This is a genomic window from Legionella quinlivanii (genome assembly GCF_003265995.1).
Classification (GTDB): Bacteria; Pseudomonadota; Gammaproteobacteria; order Legionellales; family Legionellaceae; genus Legionella_C; species Legionella_C quinlivanii_A.
Genome location: NZ_MVJN01000003.1, coordinates 388,025 through 410,490, shown reverse-complemented (window position 1 = coordinate 410,490; position 22,466 = coordinate 388,025). Strand labels below are relative to the sequence as shown.

Below are 22,466 nucleotides of genomic sequence, written 5' to 3'. Positions count from 1 at the left end.
TGACGGCTGCCTGAACGCTCTCGCTAAAAATCCGCATTGGCGGTTTTTGAGTAAAGCTGCAGTAATTTTTCCTGGGCGGAGTGAGAACCATTACGCATAGGCTTATAAGTGCCGTCAGCCTGCATTTCCCAGGCATACATATTATCTTTCAGGTAGTTTTTGAAAATTTCCTGCTTGATTCGCTTACGAATGGATTCATCCTGAATAGGGAACAAAATCTCAATACGATTGTACAGATTTCGCTCCATTAAATCGGCGCTTGAACAGTAATAATATTCACTCTCTTCAATGCGGAAGCAATAGATTCGATGATGTTCAAGAAAACGTCCCAAAACTGAGATAACTCGAATATTTTCTGAAATTTCAGGTATACCCGGTTTTAAACAACACATGCTGCGAACAATCAAGTTGATTTTTACGCCCGCCTGGGATGCAGCATACAGAGCCTGAATCATGGCCTTATCGGTCAATCCGTTAATTTTAATGTTAATTTCGGCATTTTTTCCTTCTTTCGCCGCTTCAGCACAGGCATCAATATGTGCCATGAGATTTTTCTGCAGAGTAAACGGAGAATGGCATAATGCCTTTAACTTAACCGTTTTGCCAAGGCCGGTTAATTGCTGAAAAATAATTTGTGTGTCCGCAGTAATCGCTGCATCGGCGGTTAATAAGCCAAAATCGGTATATCGCCTGGCAGTTTGTTCGTGATAATTGCCTGTTCCCAAATGGACATAGCGTTTGAGTTTACCGTGAGTTCTTCGCACCACCAGAGTCATCTTGGCATGGGTTTTATAGCCCATTACGCCATACAAGACCAGCACACCCGCTTCATGCAAGCGATTAGCCAATCGCAGGTTAGACTCTTCGTCAAAACGGGCGCGCAACTCCACTACCGCCGTCACCTCTTTTCCAGAACGGGCGGCTTCAACAAGAGCGCGAACCATTACTGACTCAGAATGCGTTCGGTATAAGGTCTGCTTGATAGCCAGAACATTAGGATCAGCAGCAGCCTGTCGGACAAAGTCAATGATCACCTCATAACTTTGATAGGGATGATGCAGAAACACATCTTGCTCGTCTAACACATTGAACAAATTTCGGCGTTGATGGATAAAATCAGGATATTGCACATTGAGAGGCGGATAGTTCAAGTCAGGCCGGTCTATACGATTAATAGCACTGTAAAAGCGCTGTAAATTGACAGGCCCATCGCAGTAATACGTATCCTCATGGTGAAGGTGATGTTTCTGCAATAGAAAATCGACAATATGTTCAGGGCATTTTTTATCCACTTCCAAACGCACAACATGCCCATAATGTCTTGAAAATAGTTCCCTTTGTACGGCCACAGCCAAATCTTCAATTTCCTCCTCGCGCAAAAACAGATCGCTGTTTCTGGTCAGGCGGAACGGGTAACAGCCATTGATTTCCATGCCTGGAAACAAGCTGCTGATATGCGTTTGAATAATTGATGAAAGATAAACAAAGTAACTGCCGCCATCAGTACATAACTCGGAAGGCAGATGGATCATTCTCGGCAGCGAGCGCGGGGCATGGACGACCGCATAGTCAATGTTTCGATCAAAAGCGTCCTTTCCACGAAGGGAAATGATAAAATTAAGACTTTTATTAAATAATCTTGGAAATGGGTGTGCCAAATCCAGGGCAATTGGGCTTACGATAGGCAATATTTCATTTTTAAAATAGTGTTTGGCCCATAAATGAATGTCATCCGTCCATTCTTCGACATTTAAAAAATGGATATGCTCTTTACGCATCTCGGGCAGTAATTGCCTGTTGAAAATATTATAAAGCTCATCGCTTAGAATATGTGCCTTCTTACTGATCTGGCTAAACACTTCCTCGGCGCGCAAGCCGTCAATATTTAATTTTGGAGATGCTATGGCTATTTTTTCTTTAAGACCCGCGACTCGTATCTCAAAAAACTCATCCAGGTTACCACAGCAAATACAGAGAAAACGCATCCGCTCCAACAAGGGGATTCGCTCATCCTTAGCCAATTGCAACACCCGTTCATTAAAAGCAAGGGCTGTAAATTCGCGATTAATATAAAATTCCGGATTATCAAAATTCTTACTCAAGATCGCTCCTGCTGGATATTTAAATTATTCATTATCAGGTATGGACCAAAAAGAAGCAGATGCCAATATAGGCAATAAAGCCCCAGAATGGGGATAGTTGTAGATATACCAAAGCTAAGAAAAATAAGATACAGGCGATTACAACAGGCAGCGAATAATAGCTTTGAATAACTCCTTGCGCCACTGAATACGACGCGGCAGCTAATAAAGCCAGAGCCCCATACTGCACGGCGATCATTATTTTCTGAGCGAAGGGAGAGTTGTGATTGTTCAGGAACTGATAACCCACTACAGCAAGAACCAAGCCTGGTAAATTCAGGGCAAGGACCGCCAGAAGCAAGCCGATGTATCCGGCAAGCTTGTATCCTATTAATGCGGAAAGTTTTACTGCCGTTAAACCGGGGAATAGAAAACTCGAGCCCACCATCGCGATAAACTCTTCCTGGCCAACCCAATGACGATGATTAACCACCTCAACTTCAATCAGTTTAAGCATGGAATTGCCGCCGCCCAGAGAAACTATACCAATTTTTCCAAAGCTTGCGACTAAGTTAAGCAAAGTATTATTCATGAAAATGAGTCTGCTTTAAAAAACGCACATAATCGCAGGAAATATTCTGCCTCATCAATAACTGACTCAGGCGAGAAACCAAAAGCTGAGAACGCCCCTCAATACAGACACTAAAAAATCGCTGATCCGCAATACTCAACCTTGCCAGCTCAAGCTTAATTGTCGGATTGAGGGGGAATTTATACTTCAGAGCGACCTTGTCAACTCGAATCATACGGCTTTCCTGCTGAACTTTAGCGAGCATTTCCCCTACAGTCAGTGCTGGTTCTCCAGACAACAGGTCTTCTGGCGCCTGCTCCAGGAGGTTGGTTTTATGCCCGAAGCCCTGGCATCCCCCTTTTTCTTCAAGCAGGGGTTTGTATAACAGTTGATCGCGCCGATCTTTAATATTGTAGTATCCTTCACCGATAAGATGGTACACATCGACTCGCTGCTTGATTTGATAACGGGACAGATCGAGAAACTCCTCGCCTAATCCATGTAAGGTGATATGGCTGTCGGCGGGCCAGAAATAGCGAATTTCCCAGCGCAGCGAATCGGACTCCTCCTGAGGAAAAGCAGTGAAATCGATTAAATCCTCAGGGTCAATTTCAAAATTCCAGACCAGGCGGGTTTTTAGCATACCTTCGTTTTCCTTCACCTAATAAATCTTTAGCAAGCGACTCTCGCAAAATTAACTGTAACGAGTATATACTACAAAATCAAATGCTTAATTGCTCATTTGCAACTCATAATAATATTAAAGGAATAAACATGGCTACAATTCTGTTTCTAATCTATCTCGTGTTTACTCTGATCATCTTGTATCGCGGTTTGCCCGCAATTGTATGGGAGATTGGCTCGGCAGTTTATCTGATTCTGGCTACTTTTTTTATCGGCATGCACTGGCTGCCAGGAATTTTAATTTGGCTGGCTATTCTTGTGACGGTCATTCTATTACACGTTGAGCCGGTTAGAGCTGCCTTTGTTGACTTTATCTATAAGCGCTCGGTCAAATCAATTCCAAAGCTGTCGAAAACTGAAGAAGAAGCACTCAATACCGGCGATACCTGGATTGAACAGGATATATTTACAGGCTCACCTGACTGGGAAAAATTATCCGCTATTTCTTCAGACCTGACTCCTGAAGAACAATCTTTTCTGGACAACGAAACACAAGCGCTCTGCAATATGCTGGATGAGTGGAGCATTGGACAGGAAAGGGATTTACCAGAAACCGTATGGAATTTTATCAAGGAAAAAGGCTTTCTGGGCCTCGTTATTGCCAAAGAGTACGGTGGTAAAGGATTTTCTGCACGGGCTCATTCCGATATCGTTATGAAAATTGCCAGCCGCTCTGGAGTAGCGGCGGTTACAGTGATGGTTCCCAATTCTCTTGGCCCAGGCGAGCTCTTGCATTATTACGGCACGGATGAGCAAAAAGCAAAATATCTCCCAAATCTGGCAAAAGGGATTGATATCCCCTGCTTTGCGCTGACTGAACCTGGTGCGGGAAGTGACGCGACCTCCATTCAATCAGAAGCAATTGTCACTCAGAAACAAATCAATGGTCAGAATGTTCTTGGTTTAACCATTAATTTGAACAAACGCTGGATTACCCTGTCTCCGGTTGCCACTTTAATCGGTTTGGCAGTTAACCTCAAAGACCCGCAAGGCCTGTTAAACGGGGTCGGAGAAGAAGGGATTACCTGCGTATTAATCCCCAGAAATACCGAAAATCTGGAAATTGGCAATCGCCACTTACCGGCAGATCAACCCTTTATGAACGGCACCATTCGTGGAAAAGATATCTTTGTGCCTATTGATACCATTATTGGCGGCCAGAAAAATGCTGGTCATGGCTGGCAAATGCTGGTGGAATGTCTATCGATTGGACGTTCAATTTCCCTGCCGGCACTGGCTGCGGCTTCCTCCTCCGTTTGTTATCTGGTTAGCGGGGCTTTTGCGCGCATCCGTCGGCAATTCAGTGTGGAGATTGGTCAATTTGAAGGGATTGAAGAGAAACTGGCTGAAATTGCCGGCTTGAGTTATCTGGTTAACGCCACGCGTTTGTTAACAGTCGCAGCCGTGAATCAGCATATGAAACCTTCTGTTGCCTCGGCCTTAACCAAGTATTTTAATACCGAGCTGGCACGTAAAGTAATAAACAACGCAATGGATGTGCATGCTGGCCGTGCGGTAGTCGTTGGACCACGAAACTACTTAACCAGCTTCTATGTCAGTCTTCCCATTTCGCTGACAGTTGAAGGGGCGAATATTATGTCAAGAAACCTGCTGATCTTTGGCCAGGGTTCGATGGCTTGCCACCCCTTTGTACGAAACGAGTTTTATGCAATTGCCAAAGAAGACAAAAAAGAATTCGGTAATTTGCTTTGGCAGCATATTCATTATTTTCTGCAGAATTTTGCGAAAAGTATTTGTTCTGGCTGGACCGGTGGTATTTTCATCGCCGCTCCAGATAATGCGCTGAAAAAACAATATCGAAAATTAGCCCGGTTAAGCCATGCCTTTGCCTGGCTCGCTGATCTCTCCCTGATTTATCTGGGTGGTGAGTTGAAGCGTAAAGAGCGTCTGTCGGCACGTTTGGCAGATGCTATGTCGTATTTATATCTGGCCATGGCAGCGCTAAGGCTTTATCAAAATGACAAAGGCAATGCGGATCAGCAACTGCATGCGCTTTGGGCAACCTCTTACTGTTTTTATCATGCGCAACAGGCAATGATTAACTTCTGCCAGAATTTTCCTTCACGTATTATAGGCGGTTTAGTGCAATTTTTACTCTTCCCTCTGGGGCAGAGCATGCGTTATCCCTGTGATCGGCTCGACAAGAAGCTGGCGCGCTCAATGATGGGCAATAACCAATACCGCGACACTATCAAGCACTGGGTATTTTTGAGTGGCGATAGCAGTCAGCCCGTTGATCGTATGGAAGATACCCTGCAACTGCTAATCCAGAATGCCGGCTTGTATCAGAAAGTGGGCGGCTTAAAGCGTTATGAGTTTGACAAACTGCATGACATTCTCGAGACCCGGGTTGCAAAAGGAGAACTTACCCAGGAAGAAATGGATACTTTAATGAAAGTAGAAAAAGCCCGTTGGGACGCCATTCAGGTGGATGAGTTTACTTTTGATTCCATGAAAAACAAAACTTACTCGTCAGTGACAGATAAAATAGCGACACCTTTTGATTGATTTACTATTCTTTAACAATCGAGGAACTTATTTTAATCAAGCTACTCTGTTACTCTTTTGCTATACTTTGTTATATTTTTTGACAAATGTAACTGCTTGCCTGCCAAAGAAAAAAGGCTTGCAAGCAATTACGAATTCATCCTATCTGTGAGTTAAATGACATGCTGAAAACTACCAAAAGGGGCAGTACAGTTGCCGAAAATATGCCCTATTTTAAAGCAATCAAGCAAGCCGGCGAGGTAGCCTCAACGCCCGAAGCGGCAAGATATCTGGTAGATCAAGCCACTAAAAAAATGGCTGCGGTGGGTAAACTGGCTGATGCACAAACCATGCTTAAGTCGCTTGAAGAATATCGTCAGAATGTGGAAATGCAAAGAGAAAGACCTTCGCCGCAATCCGGTGACGGGCCTGTACGCTCAGACTTTCAAAATCTGCAGCATAATCTCGCTGAAGCAGCAATTGAAGCGATAAAGGGTTTAGCCAAGGGCAGCATCAAACTGGATTATGCGCTTAATGATCAAACTAAAATATTGCGTGGTTTTTCAGTGAACGGGGATATTATCCAAAAAGGAGAGCCATTACTGGATGCACTGGACAAAGCCCTTAATGCCTGGCTTGCTGAAAGAAATATGGTGAGCAAGGGAAGTATGATTTATGAATGCGATCAGAGTGGACAAATTAAAAAGGACTCCGCGGGAAATCCAGTCAAAGCGGATCCAGTTAAACTGGGACAAATGATCAATGATAGGGAACAGGGCTTTCAGAAGACCCTTTCTTCAAAAGGCGTTGACATCAATGTATCGCAGCATCGATACCCGGAAAAACGCGCCGAAGCCCAGCAAGCCGCACAAGCTCAACAAAGACAAGAACCGGAACCGGAAGCACCTACCTCAAGCTCCGGTATGGGAGGGTAGTGTCAGTTGTGAGGGAGTAGAACTAAGCAACTAGTTTGTCGTCTTTGCGAACAAAGTGAAGCAATCCAGATCGGAACTTGAGCAATGCAAGGAGCTGCATTGCTTCGCTAACGCTCGCAAAGACACTTTTTTGTGCTCCTATCTTCATACGCAACAATGCCTCGCGGGAAGGACATAATTCCTTAACTTAATGCAGTGATCCTAGTCCACTCCCATATTCTGAGAGGAGATTTTTCTTGAAGGGGTCTGATTAGCAAACTGCCAGCGTTCGAGAGAGCCTATATCTATCCAGCTGCCGGCATAATGCTCACCGCTGATTAAGCCTTTTGCAGCAGTCTCTCGCCAAAGAGGGGTCACTGAAAAACGCCCAGGCTCATACCGGTCAAAAAACTGGGGATGGTAACAGGCAATTCCCGAATAGGTGTATTTTTTATCCTCATTACTAACTTTCAGGTTTTCATTCAAACCGAAATCCCCCCTGCCATTATGAGCGGGATTATCGACCAGAACCAGATGCGCAAGCGATCCTTTCGGCAACTGGATATTTGAAAAATCAAAATCGGTAAATATATCGGCGTTTACAGTAAGAAATGGCGTATTACCCAATAAAGGCAATGCATTGATAATACCTCCGCCTGTCTCCAACCCCCCTGGTGGCTCAGGTGAATAATGGATATCCACCCCCCAACGGCTGCCATCCTGCAGGTGATGCCGGATCTGACTTCCAAGATAGGCGTGATTGACAATAATTTTCTTAAAACCCGCAGAGGCCAGATTGTTGACATGGTACTCGATTAAAGGCATGCCCTGAACACGGCACATTGCTTTGGGGCAGGTTTTGGTAAGGGGTTTTAGTCGCTCTCCTCTTCCTGCCGCCAAAATCATCGCAGTTTTCATGGCAAATGGATCCTTCGTTGAATAAATTGGTAGAATGGTTTCAATTCCTCATAACTCTCAAGACAATCAAGTACATAATGGAGAGTTAATGGCAAATCTTTTAAGTAACCCGGCTTATTATCGCGCAAATAAAGCCTGGAGAAAACACCAAGCACTTTCAAATGCCTTTGCAAACCACATAAATCAAATGCACGCTGAAACTCTTTGAGACTCATCTCTTCCGTCAGCGTGGACTGATCATAGAAACATTTGACCCATTCATGAACCCGCTCCCTGGGCCATTGAATATAACAATCTTTTAATAAGGAAACCAAATCATAGGTGCAAGGGCCTTTCATGGCATCCTGAAAATCAATCAGGCCCAATTCTTTTGGCCTGTCACTCAGAATCATCAGGTTACGTGAATGAAAATCACGATGAATCATGGTCTGCGGCTGAGCAGACAACTGCTCAACCAGCCAGTCAAAGGTATTCGCCAACAAATGTTGTTCCGACTCGTCAAGCTTCAGTTTCAAATAGGCATCAACAAACCATTCATTAAAAAGAGACAACTCCTGAAGCATGAAGCCAGTATTAAATACCGGTAAGTTGCCTACGGCACATTGCTGTAAGCGCAATATATTATCAATCGCCACCGCATACCATTCATCCACAGTGTCTGCCTGCAAATGTGCCAGAAGCAACTGGTCGCCAAAATCTTCAAGTACAATAAAGCCCAGCGTCTCATCGGCCCTGAATATCCTGGGGGAGCGCAAACCATAACGGTTCAATAATTCGGCAATAGCCAGAAAGGAATTGATTTTTTCCTTTTCTGGGGGAGCATCCATAATGATCCCTTTGAAATTGGCATATTCAATTCGGAAATAACGCCTGAAACTGGCATCGCCAGTCAAAGGTTTGATTTCATACTCTCCGCCTACCCAGGGTTTTAACCAATTGTGCAGTGCGTTTTCCCGTTCTTGCATGCTATACTCCAAAACCTTGTTCATAGACTGCTGAAGCATCAGCAATCATTAAAATGTTGTGCACTTTGTGCTCGTGGATCATAAGGTATTTTGGTGACGGTGAAAATCAGGTTTTATCAGAAGATCCTATCAATGAACAGCAAAACGATTTCCCGCGCGTTTTGCGCAGGTAGTCTATTGGCTGCGGTTTCTGCCGGCCTGTTTTATTTCCGAAGCGTCAATGCGGAAACTGCCATCATTGAGCCTGTGCAAGCCTGTGTTATCAAACCCAATATGGAAGATAACGACTATAACCGCGCCTTATTTGCGCGCTGCCTTAATTGGCAACCCAATGCAGCAGTTCCGGTTTGTCGCGGCAACTATACTGAGATGAGCATTCCGCCATTGGACGAGGATGAAATTCGCCTGCAGGCGGATAATGTATCCTTTTACCGCGAGGGTCGTTCTACCTTATCGGGAGATGTAACCGTTCAGCAGAATGAGCGCATTGTTAACGCCCAAACGGCTTATGTGTATCGAGATGACAAAACCAATGAAATTACCCATGTTGAATTATTAGGCAATGTCCGCTATCTCGAGCCAGGCCGATTGATGGTCGCCCGCAAAGTTACCATTAATATGCAGGACAAGTCAGGTAAGGCAGAAGATGTTATTTACCGTTTTAATACGCGGAAACAAGGTTCTATCCTGCCGGCCTGGGGACGAGCCAGCCTCATTGAGCGCTTTGCCAATAAGGATTATTATCTGAATAAGGCGACTTACAGCACCTGTGCACCTCAGGATAGAGCCTGGGAAATACGCGCTGAAAAAATCACCCTGGATGACTCTGAGAAAATGGGGGTAGCTCGTAATGCCCAGCTTTTAATCCGGCGTGTGCCTGTTCTGTATACTCCTTATTTAAGTTTTCCCACTTCTAAAGATAGAAAATCAGGTTTTTTACTCCCTACCAAGGGCTACTCCAATGTGGGCGGCTTTGATTTCTCACTGCCTTATTACTGGAATATGGCCCCCAATTATGACGCCACTATTATCCCTCATCTGTATACCCGGCGCGGATTAATGATGGGCGGGCAATTCCGTTATCTTACTGAAAACTCCAGTGGAAACATCAATGGCCGTTTTTTACCGCACGACCGCGCCTATGCTGATTTTTTGCATGACAATCAACTGGATTTTCCCGAACTGCGCGGTTTGTCAAAAGATCGCTGGTCGCTGCAATTCTTTGATTTGACGCGAATTAATCCAAATCTCAACCTCAGAATTAATTATCAGCAGGTCTCGGATGATTATTATCTGCAGGATTTCAGCAGTAATCTCGCTGTACTGACTGAGCGGCAGCTGTTACGTGAAGGCGAACTGGATTATACAACGGAACACTGGCTGTTTCGCGGTTTGCTGCAAAGCTATCAGACTCTGCAACCGATTAATGAATCGAGAATTGCTGATATTTATCAGCGTTTACCGCAATTGATGGCTCATGGCGTCTATGAGGATTTACCCTTTAACGGCAATTTGAGTCTGCACGGTCAATTCGATAATTTTGACTGGCCGAACAGTTTGTATTATCAGCCAGAGGGACCGCGCTATTACTTCAATCCGATATTATCTTTTCCACAACTTCGACCCTGGGGCTATATCACTCCTAATATCGAGCTGGTTGAAAATTACTATGATGTACGTCGTTATTACAGCGACATCAATCGGGATTTTAACAATACGACCCCCCGTTATTACCTGGACAGCGGTCTTTATTTTGATCGCTCAAGCAGTCTGTTCGGCCAGGCGTTTAATCAAACGCTGGAACCGCGTCTGTTTTATCTCTATGTTCCTTTTCATAATCAGACTGAAATACCAGTCTATGATTCGGCTTATACCATTTTCAATGCGGATCAATTGTTCAGGACTAATCGCTTTTCCGGTTATGATCGCATCGGCGATACCAATCAATTATCCTATGCGGTGACCTCCCGTTTTCTTTCTGATGAAACAGGTGCTGAAAAAGCCAGTTTTACTATTGGGCAAAGCCGTTATTTTGCCAATCGCCGCGTCCAGCTTTGTCAGTCGCCCACCGGCTATTGCAAAGATGTACCTTACACTCTGGGTTATCTCTCACCCACAACAGATTATTCGCCTATTGCCTCTCGAGCCTTGTATCGCCTGAATCCCTCCTGGGTAGTTACCGGTGACTATGTCTGGGATCCGCATACTCGCTCAACGGATAACGGCAATATTAATTTTCATTACCAGCCCGAAGTCAATAAAATTATAACGCTGGGATATACCTATCTGGTTAATGGCGATATAGTGGAGCTTTCTGAAATACCCCTGCAGAAAAATGCGCTGCACCAGGCCTCAGCCTCGTTTGCCTGGCCAATTAATGACGCATGGAGTACATTAGGTGCTTTCAGTTACAATATCAGCAAACGCTATGACATGATGACTTTTATGGGCATTCAATATGACAATTGCTGCTGGGCAGTCAGATTAGTAGGAGGACGCGCGTTCAAGAGTTTAAGCCAGGCTGCGCGGCCTCAGTACAATGATAATGTGTATCTGCAACTCTTGCTTAAAGGCCTGGGTTCAGTGGGGAATAGTGATCCTGCGACCATTATTCATACTTATATTCCGGGTTATCGAGACAGTTTTCATCGTTACTAATTGATTTGTATAATATTGATTACGACTTGTATTTTGTTTAAAAATAACCCAAAATCGCAGAAAAAATAAAATGAGGAAACCAGGCATGTTTAAACGTTTCGCAGTATTGAGTCTGCTGATATCCTTTTATACACCCACACTGTTTGCTGAGCCATTGGATAGAGTGGTCGCCGTTGTTAACGATGGTGTCATTACTTCCAGTGAATTAAATCAGCAGGTCAGTATTCTAAAGAAGCAGTACGAAGCCAAAAATATGCAGGTTCCTTCCGATAAGGTATTGCGTAAACAGGTTTTGCAGCATCTGATTGATGTGGATTTACAGCTGCAATTAGCAAAGCAAAATGATATCAGCATTGATAATTCCGAGTTGAATGAGGCAATTTCCAAGATTGCCGAAACCAATCATATTTCACTGACCGACTTGCGTGAGGCCGTAGAAAATCAGGGCTTAAGCTGGAATAACTATCGCGAAAATATTCGCAAGGAAATTCTTTTGGGCAGACTGCAGCAAAAAGCGGTTGGCCGGGATCTCAACATCACCAATCAGCAGGTAGAGGATTTCCTGAAGACCTCTTATCAGCAGGATAAAAGCCAACTGACTTATCATCTGCAAAATATTGTTATTCCCTTACCTGAGGAACCCACCACCGATCAATTAAAAAGTGCTGAGAAAAAAGCCAGCGATCTTCTGAAAAAACTTCGCCAGGGCGCTGACTTCAGTCAGATTGCCATCGCCGAATCCAGTGGGGAATTTGCATTGGAGGGCGGTGATCTGGGTGAGCGTCATTTAGCGGAATTACCGGATGTATTTGTCAGCGAAGTAACCAAAATGAAGGCAGGCCAGATTGCCGGCCCGATTCGCACCGGAAATGGTTATCAGTTAATCAAGCTCACTGCCATTGGCGGAGATAATGGTAAGCATGAAGTGGTAAAAACCCACGTACGTCATATTCTGCTTAAATCCGACTCCAGTCTGACTCCTGCTGAAGCAAGCCGACAAGCCAATAACCTCTATCAGCAAATCAAATCCGGCAAAGACTTTGCCCTGCTAGCCAAACAATATTCACTGGATGCCGCCAGTGCGGTTAAAGGCGGTGATTTGGGCTGGGTTACCCCAGGAGAGTTAGTTCCTGAGTTTGAAAAGGCAATGGACGGCTTGCCGCTGCATAAGGTCAGCAAACCGGTAAAATCAGTCTTTGGCTGGCATTTAATCGAGGTGCTGGAGCGGAAAAAAGTGGATGATTCCGCCTCGTATCAAAGGCAACAGGTTCGTCAATTCCTGCAGCAGAAGAAATTTACTGAAGCCGTGCAGAACTGGCAGCAGCATTTACGTACCGATGCCTACATCAAAATTATGGATAAGGAATTGGCATGAGGCCTCTGCTGCTCAGCAGTGGTGAACCAGCCGGAATCGGCCCGGATATTTGCCTCGCTTTAGCAGAGGAAGAATATCCGGTGGTGATCGCGGGCGATCCCGATGTTTTAGCCGAGCGCGCCCGCCAGTTAAATCTTGCGGTGGAATTGGAAGTTTTTCAAAGCAGTGCTTCATTCACGCCTCGCCGAGGCAGTCTCCAGGTGTTGCCGTTTTCTTGTGCAAAAAAAGTAAAGCCTGGTGAGCTTAACCCGCAAAACGCGCCAATGGTTATCCAGATGCTCTCGGAAGGCATTGATGCCTGTCTCGCCGGTGAGTTCGCAGCCTTAGTGACCGCCCCAGTGCATAAAGCCATTATTAATCAGACCGGTATTCCATTTACAGGGCATACAGAGTTTTTAGCCGAGCGCTGTAAAGCGGATACCGTGGTTATGATGTTGGCCTGTGAAGCGATGCGTGTCGCCTTGGTTACTACGCATTTGCCACTGCGTGCAGTTGCTGACGCGATTGATGGAGCGCTTTTACAATCCGTGATTCGCCAATTGCATCAATCGCTGCAGACTGATTTCGGTATTAAAAATCCGCAAATTGCAGTGGCAGGTTTAAATCCCCATGCCGGTGAAAGCGGCTATCTGGGCCGCGAAGAAATCGATGTAATCATCCCCGCACTGCGGCAATTGCAGGCCGCAGGTATTGAGGTTCACGGCCCCTTTCCTGCAGACACAATGTTCACTCCTCATCACAAGGCCGATGCCTTTGTCGCCATGTATCATGATCAGGGCTTACCGGTGCTGAAATATGCAGGCTTTGGTGATGCTGTGAATATTAGCCTGGGTTTGCCGATTATTCGCACCTCGGTAGATCATGGAACGGCGCTGGAATTGGCGGGCACAGGCAAAGCGGCTTGCGGTAGTCTGCTTGCCGCCGTAAAAACCGCATTGGCTATGGCCCAACAAAGAGCACAATATGACACTAATTAGCTTAATTGCAGCCGTTGACGAAGCCCAGGGGCTGGGTAAGAACAATCAGCTGCTCTGTCATCTACCGGCTGATCTGAAATTTTTCAAGCAAATGACTTTAGGTAAACCGATTATCATGGGACGAAAAACCTTCGCCTCCATCGGAAAAGCGCTTCCAGGCCGTCAAAACATTGTGATTAGCCGCTCGTCTGTACCCGCAGCTGAGATTGAGGTAGCTCACTCCCTGGAAGAGGCGCTGAAACTCACTCCGGCAGCACCAGAAGTAATGATCATCGGTGGCGCCAGTATTTATCAGCAAATTCTGCCACAGGCACAGCAGATTTATCTGACGCAGATTCATCATCGCTTTGATGCGGATGTGTTTTTTCCAGCGATTAATCAGGATGAATGGATTTGTGAGAAAATTGCGGAGCATGTGCAGGATGAGAAAAATGCCTATTCAATGAGTTTTTATCTTTATAAACGAAAATAATCGAGAACTTCAGAAGCTTGAACTTGCTTTACAATACACATTAGTGATACAGGCAATGGCTCTCCTGAGTCTCTGAGCCGCAACTAAAACATTATTATGGCGATCTATGAAATGCTTTAGGCAACCTGCTGCCCCAGGAGCACACCACATTTCAACTGCAATCTCCCTATCCTACACTTGATTTTGGTTCAGCCAGGATAAGTCATTACCTATATGTTTTATAATAGACCAATATTAATGAGTTCGCGATAATAATGATAAAAAGCAAAGGTGATGGTTTTTGTGGCTATATACGGTGCCCTTCTTCCCCATTCGCTTGCGTACCGCACATAAAGCTTTAGTTTACTTAAGCTTTCCTTGACTCCAAAAGATCAATTGTGTAGGAAGAAGCCCCCCGCCCGCGGAAGAAATTTAAGCAAAATACTTATGTTTTTCGCGGAAGGGTTGGGGACACTGCTATTAAGTTAAGAGTTTTGTCCTTCCCGCGAAGGCGGGAATCTATTTCTCAATTGGCATTATAGCTAGCGCAGAGATGGATCCCCGCCTTCGCGGGGAGGACAGTTTATATACATCTAAGCTTAACTTAATGGCAGTGAGGGTTGGAGCGCGGGAGAGCAGGCCGGGACTTAATCGCGAAAGTTCTCAAACTGTAATTCCACAGGCACTTTTTCCTTTTTTAATAAGGCAATGACTTCCTGCAAATCATCGCGTTTTTTGCCGTTCACCCGTACTTTATCACCCTGAATAGAAGTCTGAACCTTAAGCTTGGCGTCCTTAATAAGACTAATGAGTTCCTTGGCTGCGGGTTGATCAATTCCCTGCTTGAATTTCATATTCAGAGAATAGGTTTTTCCGGTATGAATGGGCTTATCTTCGATTTCCACACCGACTAAACTCACATTACGTTTGGTGCAGTGATTACGAAATAAATCTTCAAGTTGCCTAACCTGAAAGTCGGATTCTGATTTTAAGGTAACGGTTAGCTCTTTCAGTTCGATGCTGGATTCAACGCCGCGAAAATCAAAGCGTGTTCCCATTTCTCTGATGGCATTGTCGACTGCGTGACGCAGCTCCACCAGGTTGATTTCGGAGACAATATCAAAAGAAGGCATAGCATTTTTCTTTAGTTAGTTAATTCCGAATAATTGTACCAAAAAATCATTTTCTTCGATGCTGATTTTTTTTGTGAGTAGACCTGGCAGTCGTATTGATCAAATATCTTGTTAATTTGAGCCTCAGTGTGATAAAATTTTATCCACCAATATGCGCCTTATTAATAAAACCTTAAGCAAGTCAGTTTATAATTTTTTCAGATTTTTTACCTTAGGAGTTGGTATGTCAGTTGAACAAATAGCCAGGCAAGTTAAAGCAAATCTTTTGCAGATGCTGCAAGAAACAGTAACGCTTCCCAGAGATTATCAAGAAGGTGTGAAGATACCTGCTAATAGAGTCGAGAATGTTCAAAAGGCTATTCTTGATAACATCAACAAGATTTTGGATGGTGCTTTTCAAGCGATTGAAGAAGAAACCAGAATGGAATTTGCGGAAATTCATGGCGATAACTTTCTACGTAAAAAAGCATTGGCAGAGGAATTTGATAACGCAAAAACAAAAGCAAGAAAAGACTTATACAAGAAATTAGCGCTTACTCTTCACCCCGACCGGCTTCAACATGACCAGGCCTTACGCCCCTATTTTGACTATACTGGCCTTGAGATCCAGGTTCCCTTTCAACTTCTGAAAGCATTTGAAAATAATACCAATCTTATCAATGAAATGGCTAAAGATCCGATTAGTGGATTTACGTCGGCCATAAAATATTTTCTGAACGCATTCAAGTACATTTTTAATGCTAAAAACCGCTATCCGCAACCCTTAAAAGCCTTCGCCATTGCCGTGGATGGAGCAATTGCAGTGGTCGTTCTGCTCACCAGCCTTCTGTATCTGATCCCATTCGGTATGGTTCATGGTTTAACTTCCCTGATGCGTTCAGCCGCTGCTAACTTTACCAACTTTGTCACTTCCAGCAAATTGGACAAAGTCGCTAAGGATTATCGAAATGATCCGGTGAACTTCGTAGCTGCTGAAACTCAATACTTGGAAAAAGTGCGCAGCACAATGCTCCTGACAGTCGAACTTATCGCTATGCAAAAAGCCGAATGGGATGAAATGGAAGCACGAGGCATTCGAGTGGAGCGCACCGCACTTCCTGATATCACCGTTGAACAAGTACGTGCGATGACGAGAGAACAGCTTCGCCAACAAGTATTTGGTGAAAAAATGAGGAAAGCTATGGAGGAAAGGGCATTCGAAACCATGATGGCTCAGGCCTTTGGAAGACAAGCCCCCGAAATCACAGAAGAGGAGATTAACCGCCTTATTGATGAAGACATTCGTAATGAGTATCTATCCTCCACAGGGTTTACCCGGGTTAAACATACCGCGCAAGCTTTCGGCAGGGCAATTTTTGGGCCCCTTCCTGAAGGATTCGGCAACAAACTGCTCTCGATTTTTGTCGCCCGACCCTTGCAATTAGCGCTGTCACCCTTCGCTGTCGCTGCATCAGCTTTTGCTGAAACACTACGATATGCAAATGTTGCCATGCTCTTGGGAGTGATTACTGCGGGAGCACTCGCTTATACAGCCTTTAACATCATGATTAGCCTCCCTGTGCTGGTAGTTGATGGGATTGCCGCAATTGGACGTGCTTTGACTTCTGGATGCTCAAGCAAAGAAGAAGCGGATGTGGAAAAAGGCTTTGGCACCTCTCACAGCAAAATGCATGGGAAAGGGTTGGGTGCAGAGAAAAAATCTGAGCGGCAGCACCAGACTAGGCAAACTCATGGTCATGGCTACGATGGTCACTCCTCATATGGCTCACCTCATTCACAGCCTTCTGATAGAGCTGACTCCAGACGTTTAATCGAAGACGATGCTCCAAGTTCTGGATGCACAGTTAGCTAATTTATAGTTTTCTTTCAAAAGCCCCGCTTCAGGGGCTTTTTTTTATTAAAGCGATTGCTTAGACAGCTCTGCACATTTTTCTTCCGCATCTTTTTGACACTGTTGGAGACAATCGGAATTGCTGCCCTGGATGCACACCGACTCCTGACAGTCTCGCACCGTTTCCTGTATGCAAACATCCATATCAAAATCGTCATCAGCGGCATAAGCAGCCATCACCAGGCAATTTAAGGATAAACAAAGACAGATTGGAATGAGTTTCATTATTATTCTCGTCGTGACTATCCATTGTTAATAGTAGACGATTTAGAGAGGATTGGCTGAAAATGTTAGGCCTGCAGCCTTTCTAAACATTCATTCGTGTTATTCCCTCTCCCCAACCCTCACTGCCATTAAGTTAAGCTCAATTGTGTATTAAACTGTCATCCCCGCGAAAGGCGGGGATCCATCTCTGAGCTAGCCACAATGTCGATTGAGGAATAGATTCCCGCCTTTCGCGGGAATGACAGAAGTCCCTAACTTAAATGGCAATGTCTCCACCCCTCTTCCGCGATGACTAGCTGAATTTAATCAATGGCTAATTGGAAACCCGCACCCGCGCCTTTTGCGGAGCTGAGCTGAATGATTAAGCATTTAGTTGATTATTGATAGTCCCAAAGCACATCCGCTTTTTCCCGGGCAGCCGATTTCAACATATTAACCAAAGGAAATGCCCGATTTGACAAGCTAACCGGCTTTTCTTCTTCCTCATCATCGAAACCCTGTTTCGAGGGAGCCTGCCGCTGTTTTTCGAGAGCGGATTGTAACATGGCCAAAGCTTCTGGAATCTGCTCTTCCGTAAGGGCGCCGGGTATTTCGCCGGAATGACCCATCATGCTTATCAATTCCTTAGCTACTTTTTCAAACATCACAATATTTTCATAGGCATCACTGACAAATTTAACTAGCATACGAATCTCCTTTGCATAGTAGTATTCAGGCAATCGGCTATTAACTCATTTTTAAGCGCACAATGCTATAGTGAAATAAGGGACTGTGAAATATTCAGTCAGGGAGGATGTATCATGGACGGAATCTCAATGTGGAATGCACTGGAATTGAGCTCGCAGCCTGCAAGCGCTTTGGATCAGGATCTCGATGTTGAAATTGCAATTGTCGGTGCCGGCATTACAGGGATCACAACGGCCCTTTATCTGATTAACGCTGGGAAAAAAGTAGCTATTCTGGAAGCAGATCAAATAGGAGGCTATACGACTAGCCGCTCGACAGGAAATCTTTACACCGCAGTACAGCCGCTTTATCAGCAGATAGAAAAAAACTTTGACCTCGAAACCGCCAAAGCAGTCGCTCAGGCTCGGCAAGCTGCTATTCAGTTAATTGAAACGAACGTCAATAATGAGCAACTTAATTGCAATTTTTCTCCTCGCCCCTGGTATAGCTATAGTAATGGGCCGAAGAAATCTGTCTTTGATAATGAAGTCGATGTGTTCCGCAGAATGGGCCTTGGATTTGAGGAGGTTTCCGAGCTGCCCTTCCATTTCCCTTTTCAAAGGGCCATTGTGATGCCAAACCAGGCACGCTTCAATCCTTTACGCTATGTCAAAGCACTTGCGGATAAGTTACAAAAGGCAGGCTGCATGATCTTTGAAAATACACGCGTACTTTCCATTAAGGAAGATTCTCATCCTGTACTTTATACATCGCATAATCAAGTCCGCGCAGAGAAAATTATTCTGGCCACCCATACACCAATCGGAGTGCATGCGATACAAACCTTCACCGCCCCTTATCGAAGTTATGTTTGTGGCTTTAAAATGCCAGAATCCTTATGTCCAGAAGGGCATTTATGGAATTTTGACAGCCATCATGTGTTATCTACCCATGCCGGTGATACAAGCAACAGGCCGCAGATTGTTTTGATTTCTGGTGCTCATCATAAGACCGGGCAGGAAAAAAATCCCGAAAAACACTATATTGAACTGGAGTCGGATTTCCTCACCAGCCAACCTGAAGCCAAACTGGAATACCGCTGGTCTGCACAGCATTATCAATCAGCTGACGCCATACCCTATATCGGCTTTAGTAATAAGAAAACACAAACTGTGTTAATGGCTACTGGTTATTTCGCTGATGGTTTGATTTATGGTAGTTTGGCGGGATTGATTCTTGCTAATTTGATTATTGGCAAAGATAATGAGCTCAACCATTTATTCAAGGCAGATCGCAAAGCAAGTCTTGCCAGTTTGCCAAGCTTTTTTAAGGAAAATATGAATGTTTTAAGTCAATATTTAAGCGACTTACCGCAAATTAAACAACCGCTCGTAAAAGAAATCCGAATGGGTGAAGGAAAAATTATCGAGATGGAGCGGGCCAAATTTGCTGTGTCACGTGACGCCAATAACCAACTTCATGTGGTATCGGCCGTGTGCCCGCATATGAAATGTATTGTAGACTGGAATCATAGCGAACAAACCTGGGATTGTCCTTGCCACGGTAGCCGTTTCAGCCCTGACGGGCAGGTACTGGAAGGCCCGGCAATGCAAAATCTCCCGGTAAACTCCAATTTTAAAGAATAATAAGGAAGCAGCATGCAAGTAGTATTAGTCATTTTGTTTTGTTTAACGGCTTTGGGTGGCATCTATCTCGCCAGTTATGTGTTTAGCAATAGGGAAACGCCTAAGGGTGTGGCTATTGCGCATGGGAGTCTGGGGGCAATCAGTATTCTATTTTTTGTCGTACTGGCTTTTTTCTATTCTTTACCTTTAGCGGCACTTGCCATTTTTATTCTTGCTGCAATGGGCGGTATTTATATTTTCCTGAAGGATATTAAGGGCGTTCCTCCTTCAAAACTAATGGTACTCGGGCATGGACTATTGGCATTATGCGGCGTGTTAATTCTCATCCTGTGGATAGTGAAACAATGACCTATGTCAAAAAATAATCGCAAGGAAAACAAGTTGAACTGGTCGGCTTTGTTTGCAGGGGCAATTGGCGGAGTCGGCTTGAATTTCTTACTTAATCTTCTGGCCCTGGCCATTGGATTGAGTAGTTTTTCAATCGCTCAGGATGGGAGTACCCGCTTCTCACTTGCCGGCTATTCTCTATTTTGTTTTTCCGCTTTTATTGCTATGTTTTTTACCGGCTGGCTGGCTGGTAAATTATCCTCCGGGCTGTTGTTGAGAAAAGCATGGGGCATGGTGCATGGTTTTTTGGCCTGGTGTCTGCTGTTACTATTCACTGTGATGCTGATTACCAATCTTATCCAATATACTGCCTTTCATGCTAATTTCACCTCGAACTTAGTTGGTATTAAAATAAGCGCCAATTCGCCGATGGTGACCGAAACACAGTCAGAACAAAAGGGAGTTTCGGCCATTCCCGATACTGAGAAAGCTAAAAAGATTCTGCGAATCAACAGCTTTCAGACTTTCTTTCTGTTTTTAACAGGTGCCTTGGCCAGTTGCCTGGGCGGCTACCTGGGTTTTGTTCCGGGCAATTTGGGAAAACCATAGCATGAAAGCAGCTGATTGTATTATCGATCTAATTGTCGCAGGAATTGAGAAAGCCTATGTGGTCTTTGAAGATGAGCAATTTATCGCTTTTCTCGATCACCACCCTCTTTTTCCAGGACACGTTCTGCTTTCTCCCAAAACCCATATCGCCAATTTCGATGAACTGCCAATCCCGCTTGTTGAGCCATTATTTATACTGACTCAGAGGCTTAGCAAAGCAATAATCAAGGCCATGCAAGCCAGCGGCAGCTTCATTGCTACGAATAATAAAGTGAGTCAAAGTATCCCTCATCTTCATATTCATATTGTCCCCAGAAATAAAGGCGATGGCTTAAAAGGTTTTTTCTGGCCAAGACAGCGATACCGGAACGATGCACATCTGCTTGAGACGCAGCTTAAGATAATTGACTGTTTGAAAGAAACATAAACCAAAGCTGGTTTGTTTTAACTGATTTCCTCGTATAATAAGCCTTTTTATAAATTCGGTGTCTATCGTGTCTCAACTCAAAACATTTCGGGCCTTTTTAAACAATTCCTGGAAGTCCTATGAGAATTGTCGCAAAACGCTCTGGTGGCCATACAGCTTTTTATTGCTCACCCCGCTTGCAGTGCTGGTTCTGGCATTTGTTGTTCCGGCCTTAATGGCCAAAGCAGGATTATTTTCCGATCATTTTATGGATAGCAAGCTATATCATGGCTTTTTGCTATTGCTGTTTTATTCAGTAGCCGGCCTGTTTATTCATGCTTGCAACTTGGTATGTATGACGCATATTAATGGGGAAGCAATTAATGAAAATACCGGTTTTGTGAGCATAAAAATGACCTGGAAAACGGTGCTGATTTTCACTGGCGCCTCTCTAATCACCTGTCTCGGCTTTGCGCTGTCTCCTTTCCTGGGAATTTTAGCCTGGCTGGTTTTTTTATTAGCAGCAACAATCGCATCCTCTTCACCGACAACATCCTTTAAATCAATTTTACAAATCAATCTGCATTTGTACAAAAATCACTATGGCAAAATAATAGGCCTGGGCTTGGCACGTCTGCTGGTTTTACTAATTTTTATTAGCCCATTAATACTATTTGCATTGTTTCAGCACACCCCAGCCGGCCTTCGCTTTTTGACGGCCTTGCTTGCCTTTCCCTCGATGGCTTATCTATTTGTAAGACTTCTTCCCTTTTATGTGTTTCTTCCTAATTATTTTTATAAACACATGGCTTGAGCTATAGGTGTGTTTTTAAACACACCCTGGCCTTCCCAACATCTCTTTGCTCATTCTTAACTCACAATTTTTAAAATTAAAACTATACTTAGCTTGTGTGGAAAAAACTTTATAAAAAAGGATCCATTATGAAGATACAATCTCTAAGTATTTCTAAAGTTTTAACTCCCCTTGCACTGGGTGCGCTTTTGACACTCGGTATAGGTTATACCTCCAGTGCCAATGCAGCTCAAGGCTGCGGATTCGGTAATCATATGAATTACTGGGGTCGATGCGTGCCTAATGAGCCTGGTCCCTGGGCTAAACCTGTTCCTGGCAGACCTGATTGCTGGGTAAATGATCACGGGGCTTTTCGCTGCTATCGTTGATAACTCTTTGCTCATCACTCGTTGATGGGCAAATTCTTTATTGTTGAAGTAAATCAGAGTGTTCAGAAGGGAGAATTAGTGGGCTTACCACCGGCCTGTTATGTACAGGTGGAAGTCTGGTTACAGGCTTTAGGCGTCTTCAAATGATGAAGCATGCTCACGGCCTGCAAGAGCTGACCTCCTGGGTAATAGTTTGAGCGGTGTAAGCCCAACTAATTCTTTCAATTAGATTAGCGCAATTATTGATCGTTTACAAGAGCTACTGTCTTTTAAAAAGAC

Annotated in this window: 21 protein-coding genes and 1 other RNA gene; 13 read left to right on the top strand and 9 right to left on the bottom strand. The window is 44.4% G+C overall.

What is annotated here, in order from left to right:
- Nucleotides 1-23: 23 nt before the first annotated feature.
- The 3 genes from ppk1 to B1207_RS05565 are packed head-to-tail and all read right to left on the bottom strand — an operon-like array spanning nucleotide 24 to nucleotide 3,295.
- Nucleotides 24-2,102, bottom strand: a complete 2,079-nt coding sequence (ppk1, locus tag B1207_RS05575) for a polyphosphate kinase 1 (RefSeq protein ID WP_172458137.1) — start codon at nucleotides 2,100-2,102, stop codon at nucleotides 24-26.
- Nucleotides 2,103-2,136: 34 nt separating this feature from the next.
- Complete coding sequence (locus tag B1207_RS05570; protein WP_112218997.1) at nucleotides 2,137-2,673, bottom strand: chromate transporter; 537 nt, start codon at nucleotides 2,671-2,673, stop codon at nucleotides 2,137-2,139.
- A complete protein-coding gene (locus tag B1207_RS05565; RefSeq protein ID WP_112218996.1) occupies nucleotides 2,666-3,295 on the bottom strand; it encodes a hypothetical protein in 630 nt (209 codons plus the stop codon). The genes B1207_RS05570 and B1207_RS05565 overlap by 8 nt, the downstream gene beginning before the upstream one ends.
- Nucleotides 3,296-3,426: 131 nt before the next feature.
- Here B1207_RS05565 and B1207_RS05560 point away from each other — a divergent pair, with 131 nt between their 5' ends.
- On the top strand, nucleotides 3,427-5,865 hold the full coding sequence (locus B1207_RS05560) for an acyl-CoA dehydrogenase (protein WP_112218995.1): 2,439 nt from the start codon (nucleotides 3,427-3,429) through the stop codon (nucleotides 5,863-5,865).
- A gap of 161 nt (nucleotides 5,866-6,026) precedes the next feature.
- Nucleotides 6,027-6,779 (top strand): hypothetical protein, encoded by a 753-nt coding sequence (locus B1207_RS05555; protein WP_112218994.1) that lies wholly within the window; start codon nucleotides 6,027-6,029, stop codon nucleotides 6,777-6,779.
- A 201-nt stretch (nucleotides 6,780-6,980) separates the two neighbouring features.
- On the opposite strand, the gene murU is transcribed toward B1207_RS05555, so the two are convergent.
- Together murU and B1207_RS05545 are read right to left on the bottom strand one after the other, a co-directional pair.
- Nucleotides 6,981-7,676, bottom strand: a complete 696-nt coding sequence (murU, locus tag B1207_RS05550) for an N-acetylmuramate alpha-1-phosphate uridylyltransferase MurU (RefSeq protein WP_112218993.1) — start codon at nucleotides 7,674-7,676, stop codon at nucleotides 6,981-6,983.
- Complete coding sequence (locus B1207_RS05545; RefSeq protein ID WP_112219022.1) at nucleotides 7,673-8,641, bottom strand: aminoglycoside phosphotransferase family protein; 969 nt, start codon at nucleotides 8,639-8,641, stop codon at nucleotides 7,673-7,675. The genes murU and B1207_RS05545 overlap by 4 nt, the downstream gene beginning before the upstream one ends.
- Before the next feature lie 132 nt (nucleotides 8,642-8,773).
- Between B1207_RS05545 and B1207_RS05540 the strand changes: the two genes are divergently transcribed.
- The 4 genes from B1207_RS05540 to B1207_RS05525 all read left to right on the top strand — a co-directional run bounded on the left by B1207_RS05540 (nucleotide 8,774) and on the right by B1207_RS05525 (nucleotide 14,123).
- Complete coding sequence (locus tag B1207_RS05540) at nucleotides 8,774-11,299, top strand: LPS-assembly protein LptD (protein WP_112218992.1); 2,526 nt, start codon at nucleotides 8,774-8,776, stop codon at nucleotides 11,297-11,299.
- Nucleotides 11,300-11,384: 85 nt separating this feature from the next.
- A complete protein-coding gene (locus tag B1207_RS05535; protein WP_112218991.1) occupies nucleotides 11,385-12,674 on the top strand; it encodes a peptidylprolyl isomerase in 1,290 nt (429 codons plus the stop codon).
- Entirely contained in the window at nucleotides 12,671-13,651 is a 981-nt protein-coding gene (gene pdxA, locus B1207_RS05530; RefSeq protein WP_112218990.1) for a 4-hydroxythreonine-4-phosphate dehydrogenase PdxA, read from the top strand. The genes B1207_RS05535 and pdxA overlap by 4 nt, the downstream gene beginning before the upstream one ends.
- Nucleotides 13,638-14,123 (top strand): dihydrofolate reductase, encoded by a 486-nt coding sequence (locus tag B1207_RS05525; RefSeq protein ID WP_112218989.1) that lies wholly within the window; start codon nucleotides 13,638-13,640, stop codon nucleotides 14,121-14,123. The genes pdxA and B1207_RS05525 overlap by 14 nt, the downstream gene beginning before the upstream one ends.
- Nucleotides 14,124-14,749: 626 nt before the next feature.
- Here the strand turns inward: B1207_RS05525 and B1207_RS05520 are convergent.
- Nucleotides 14,750-15,235, bottom strand: a complete 486-nt coding sequence (locus tag B1207_RS05520) for a YajQ family cyclic di-GMP-binding protein (protein WP_112218988.1) — start codon at nucleotides 15,233-15,235, stop codon at nucleotides 14,750-14,752.
- 223 nt (nucleotides 15,236-15,458) lie between these two features.
- On the opposite strand from B1207_RS05520, the gene B1207_RS05515 reads away from it, so the two are divergent.
- Nucleotides 15,459-17,087, top strand: a complete 1,629-nt coding sequence (locus B1207_RS05515) for a hypothetical protein (protein WP_112218987.1) — start codon at nucleotides 15,459-15,461, stop codon at nucleotides 17,085-17,087.
- Between the two features lie 45 nt (nucleotides 17,088-17,132).
- Here the strand turns inward: B1207_RS05515 and B1207_RS05510 are convergent, their stop codons facing one another.
- Entirely contained in the window at nucleotides 17,133-17,351 is a 219-nt protein-coding gene (locus tag B1207_RS05510; RefSeq protein ID WP_112218986.1) for a hypothetical protein, read from the bottom strand.
- Nucleotides 17,352-17,728: 377 nt separating this feature from the next.
- Nucleotides 17,729-18,037, bottom strand: a complete 309-nt coding sequence (locus B1207_RS05505; protein ID WP_112218985.1) for a DUF1840 domain-containing protein — start codon at nucleotides 18,035-18,037, stop codon at nucleotides 17,729-17,731.
- A gap of 114 nt (nucleotides 18,038-18,151) precedes the next feature.
- Between B1207_RS05505 and B1207_RS05500 the strand changes: the two genes are divergently transcribed.
- The 6 genes from B1207_RS05500 to B1207_RS05475 all read left to right on the top strand — a co-directional run bounded on the left by B1207_RS05500 (nucleotide 18,152) and on the right by B1207_RS05475 (nucleotide 22,187).
- On the top strand, nucleotides 18,152-19,663 hold the full coding sequence (locus tag B1207_RS05500) for an FAD-dependent oxidoreductase (RefSeq protein WP_112218984.1): 1,512 nt from the start codon (nucleotides 18,152-18,154) through the stop codon (nucleotides 19,661-19,663).
- Between the two features lie 12 nt (nucleotides 19,664-19,675).
- The gene (locus B1207_RS05495; protein WP_112218983.1) at nucleotides 19,676-20,011 is read left to right on the top strand and encodes a hypothetical protein; all 336 of its coding nucleotides are present in this window, start codon (nucleotides 19,676-19,678) and stop codon (nucleotides 20,009-20,011) included.
- Nucleotides 20,012-20,014: 3 nt separating this feature from the next.
- Nucleotides 20,015-20,599, top strand: a complete 585-nt coding sequence (locus B1207_RS05490) for a hypothetical protein (RefSeq protein WP_112218982.1) — start codon at nucleotides 20,015-20,017, stop codon at nucleotides 20,597-20,599.
- A 1-nt stretch (nucleotide 20,600) separates the two neighbouring features.
- On the top strand, nucleotides 20,601-21,026 hold the full coding sequence (locus tag B1207_RS05485) for an HIT family protein (protein WP_112218981.1): 426 nt from the start codon (nucleotides 20,601-20,603) through the stop codon (nucleotides 21,024-21,026).
- A gap of 67 nt (nucleotides 21,027-21,093) precedes the next feature.
- Nucleotides 21,094-21,819, top strand: a complete 726-nt coding sequence (locus tag B1207_RS05480; protein ID WP_112218980.1) for a hypothetical protein — start codon at nucleotides 21,094-21,096, stop codon at nucleotides 21,817-21,819.
- A 128-nt stretch (nucleotides 21,820-21,947) separates the two neighbouring features.
- Nucleotides 21,948-22,187 carry a GCG_CRPN prefix-to-repeats domain-containing protein gene (locus B1207_RS05475; protein WP_112218979.1) on the top strand — a complete coding sequence of 80 codons (240 nt, stop codon included), beginning with the start codon at nucleotides 21,948-21,950 and terminating at the stop codon, nucleotides 22,185-22,187.
- Nucleotides 22,188-22,256: 69 nt separating this feature from the next.
- On the opposite strand, the gene ssrS is transcribed toward B1207_RS05475, so the two are convergent.
- Nucleotides 22,257-22,408, bottom strand: a non-coding RNA gene (gene ssrS / locus B1207_RS05470) — 6S RNA.
- Nucleotides 22,409-22,466 lie beyond the last annotated feature (58 nt).

What these genes read in the sequence shown, in the direction of transcription:
- B1207_RS05570 (WP_112218997.1), bottom strand. Translation starts at nt 2,673, where the DNA reads ATGAATAATACTTTGCTTAACTTAGTCGCAAGCTTTGGAAAAATTGGT.
- B1207_RS05565 (WP_112218996.1), bottom strand. Translation starts at nt 3,295, where the DNA reads ATGCTAAAAACCCGCCTGGTCTGGAATTTTGAAATTGACCCTGAGGAT.
- B1207_RS05560 (WP_112218995.1), top strand. Translation starts at nt 3,427, where the DNA reads ATGGCTACAATTCTGTTTCTAATCTATCTCGTGTTTACTCTGATCATC.
- B1207_RS05555 (WP_112218994.1), top strand. Translation starts at nt 6,027, where the DNA reads ATGCTGAAAACTACCAAAAGGGGCAGTACAGTTGCCGAAAATATGCCC.
- murU (WP_112218993.1), bottom strand. Translation starts at nt 7,676, where the DNA reads ATGAAAACTGCGATGATTTTGGCGGCAGGAAGAGGAGAGCGACTAAAA.
- B1207_RS05545 (WP_112219022.1), bottom strand. Translation starts at nt 8,641, where the DNA reads ATGCAAGAACGGGAAAACGCACTGCACAATTGGTTAAAACCCTGGGTA.
- B1207_RS05540 (WP_112218992.1), top strand. Translation starts at nt 8,774, where the DNA reads ATGAACAGCAAAACGATTTCCCGCGCGTTTTGCGCAGGTAGTCTATTG.
- B1207_RS05535 (WP_112218991.1), top strand. Translation starts at nt 11,385, where the DNA reads ATGTTTAAACGTTTCGCAGTATTGAGTCTGCTGATATCCTTTTATACA.
- pdxA (WP_112218990.1), top strand. Translation starts at nt 12,671, where the DNA reads ATGAGGCCTCTGCTGCTCAGCAGTGGTGAACCAGCCGGAATCGGCCCG.
- B1207_RS05525 (WP_112218989.1), top strand. Translation starts at nt 13,638, where the DNA reads ATGACACTAATTAGCTTAATTGCAGCCGTTGACGAAGCCCAGGGGCTG.
- B1207_RS05520 (WP_112218988.1), bottom strand. Translation starts at nt 15,235, where the DNA reads ATGCCTTCTTTTGATATTGTCTCCGAAATCAACCTGGTGGAGCTGCGT.
- B1207_RS05515 (WP_112218987.1), top strand. Translation starts at nt 15,459, where the DNA reads ATGTCAGTTGAACAAATAGCCAGGCAAGTTAAAGCAAATCTTTTGCAG.
- B1207_RS05510 (WP_112218986.1), bottom strand. Translation starts at nt 17,351, where the DNA reads ATGAAACTCATTCCAATCTGTCTTTGTTTATCCTTAAATTGCCTGGTG.
- B1207_RS05505 (WP_112218985.1), bottom strand. Translation starts at nt 18,037, where the DNA reads ATGCTAGTTAAATTTGTCAGTGATGCCTATGAAAATATTGTGATGTTT.
- B1207_RS05500 (WP_112218984.1), top strand. Translation starts at nt 18,152, where the DNA reads ATGGACGGAATCTCAATGTGGAATGCACTGGAATTGAGCTCGCAGCCT.
- B1207_RS05495 (WP_112218983.1), top strand. Translation starts at nt 19,676, where the DNA reads ATGCAAGTAGTATTAGTCATTTTGTTTTGTTTAACGGCTTTGGGTGGC.
- B1207_RS05490 (WP_112218982.1), top strand. Translation starts at nt 20,015, where the DNA reads ATGTCAAAAAATAATCGCAAGGAAAACAAGTTGAACTGGTCGGCTTTG.
- B1207_RS05485 (WP_112218981.1), top strand. Translation starts at nt 20,601, where the DNA reads ATGAAAGCAGCTGATTGTATTATCGATCTAATTGTCGCAGGAATTGAG.
- B1207_RS05475 (WP_112218979.1), top strand. Translation starts at nt 21,948, where the DNA reads ATGAAGATACAATCTCTAAGTATTTCTAAAGTTTTAACTCCCCTTGCA.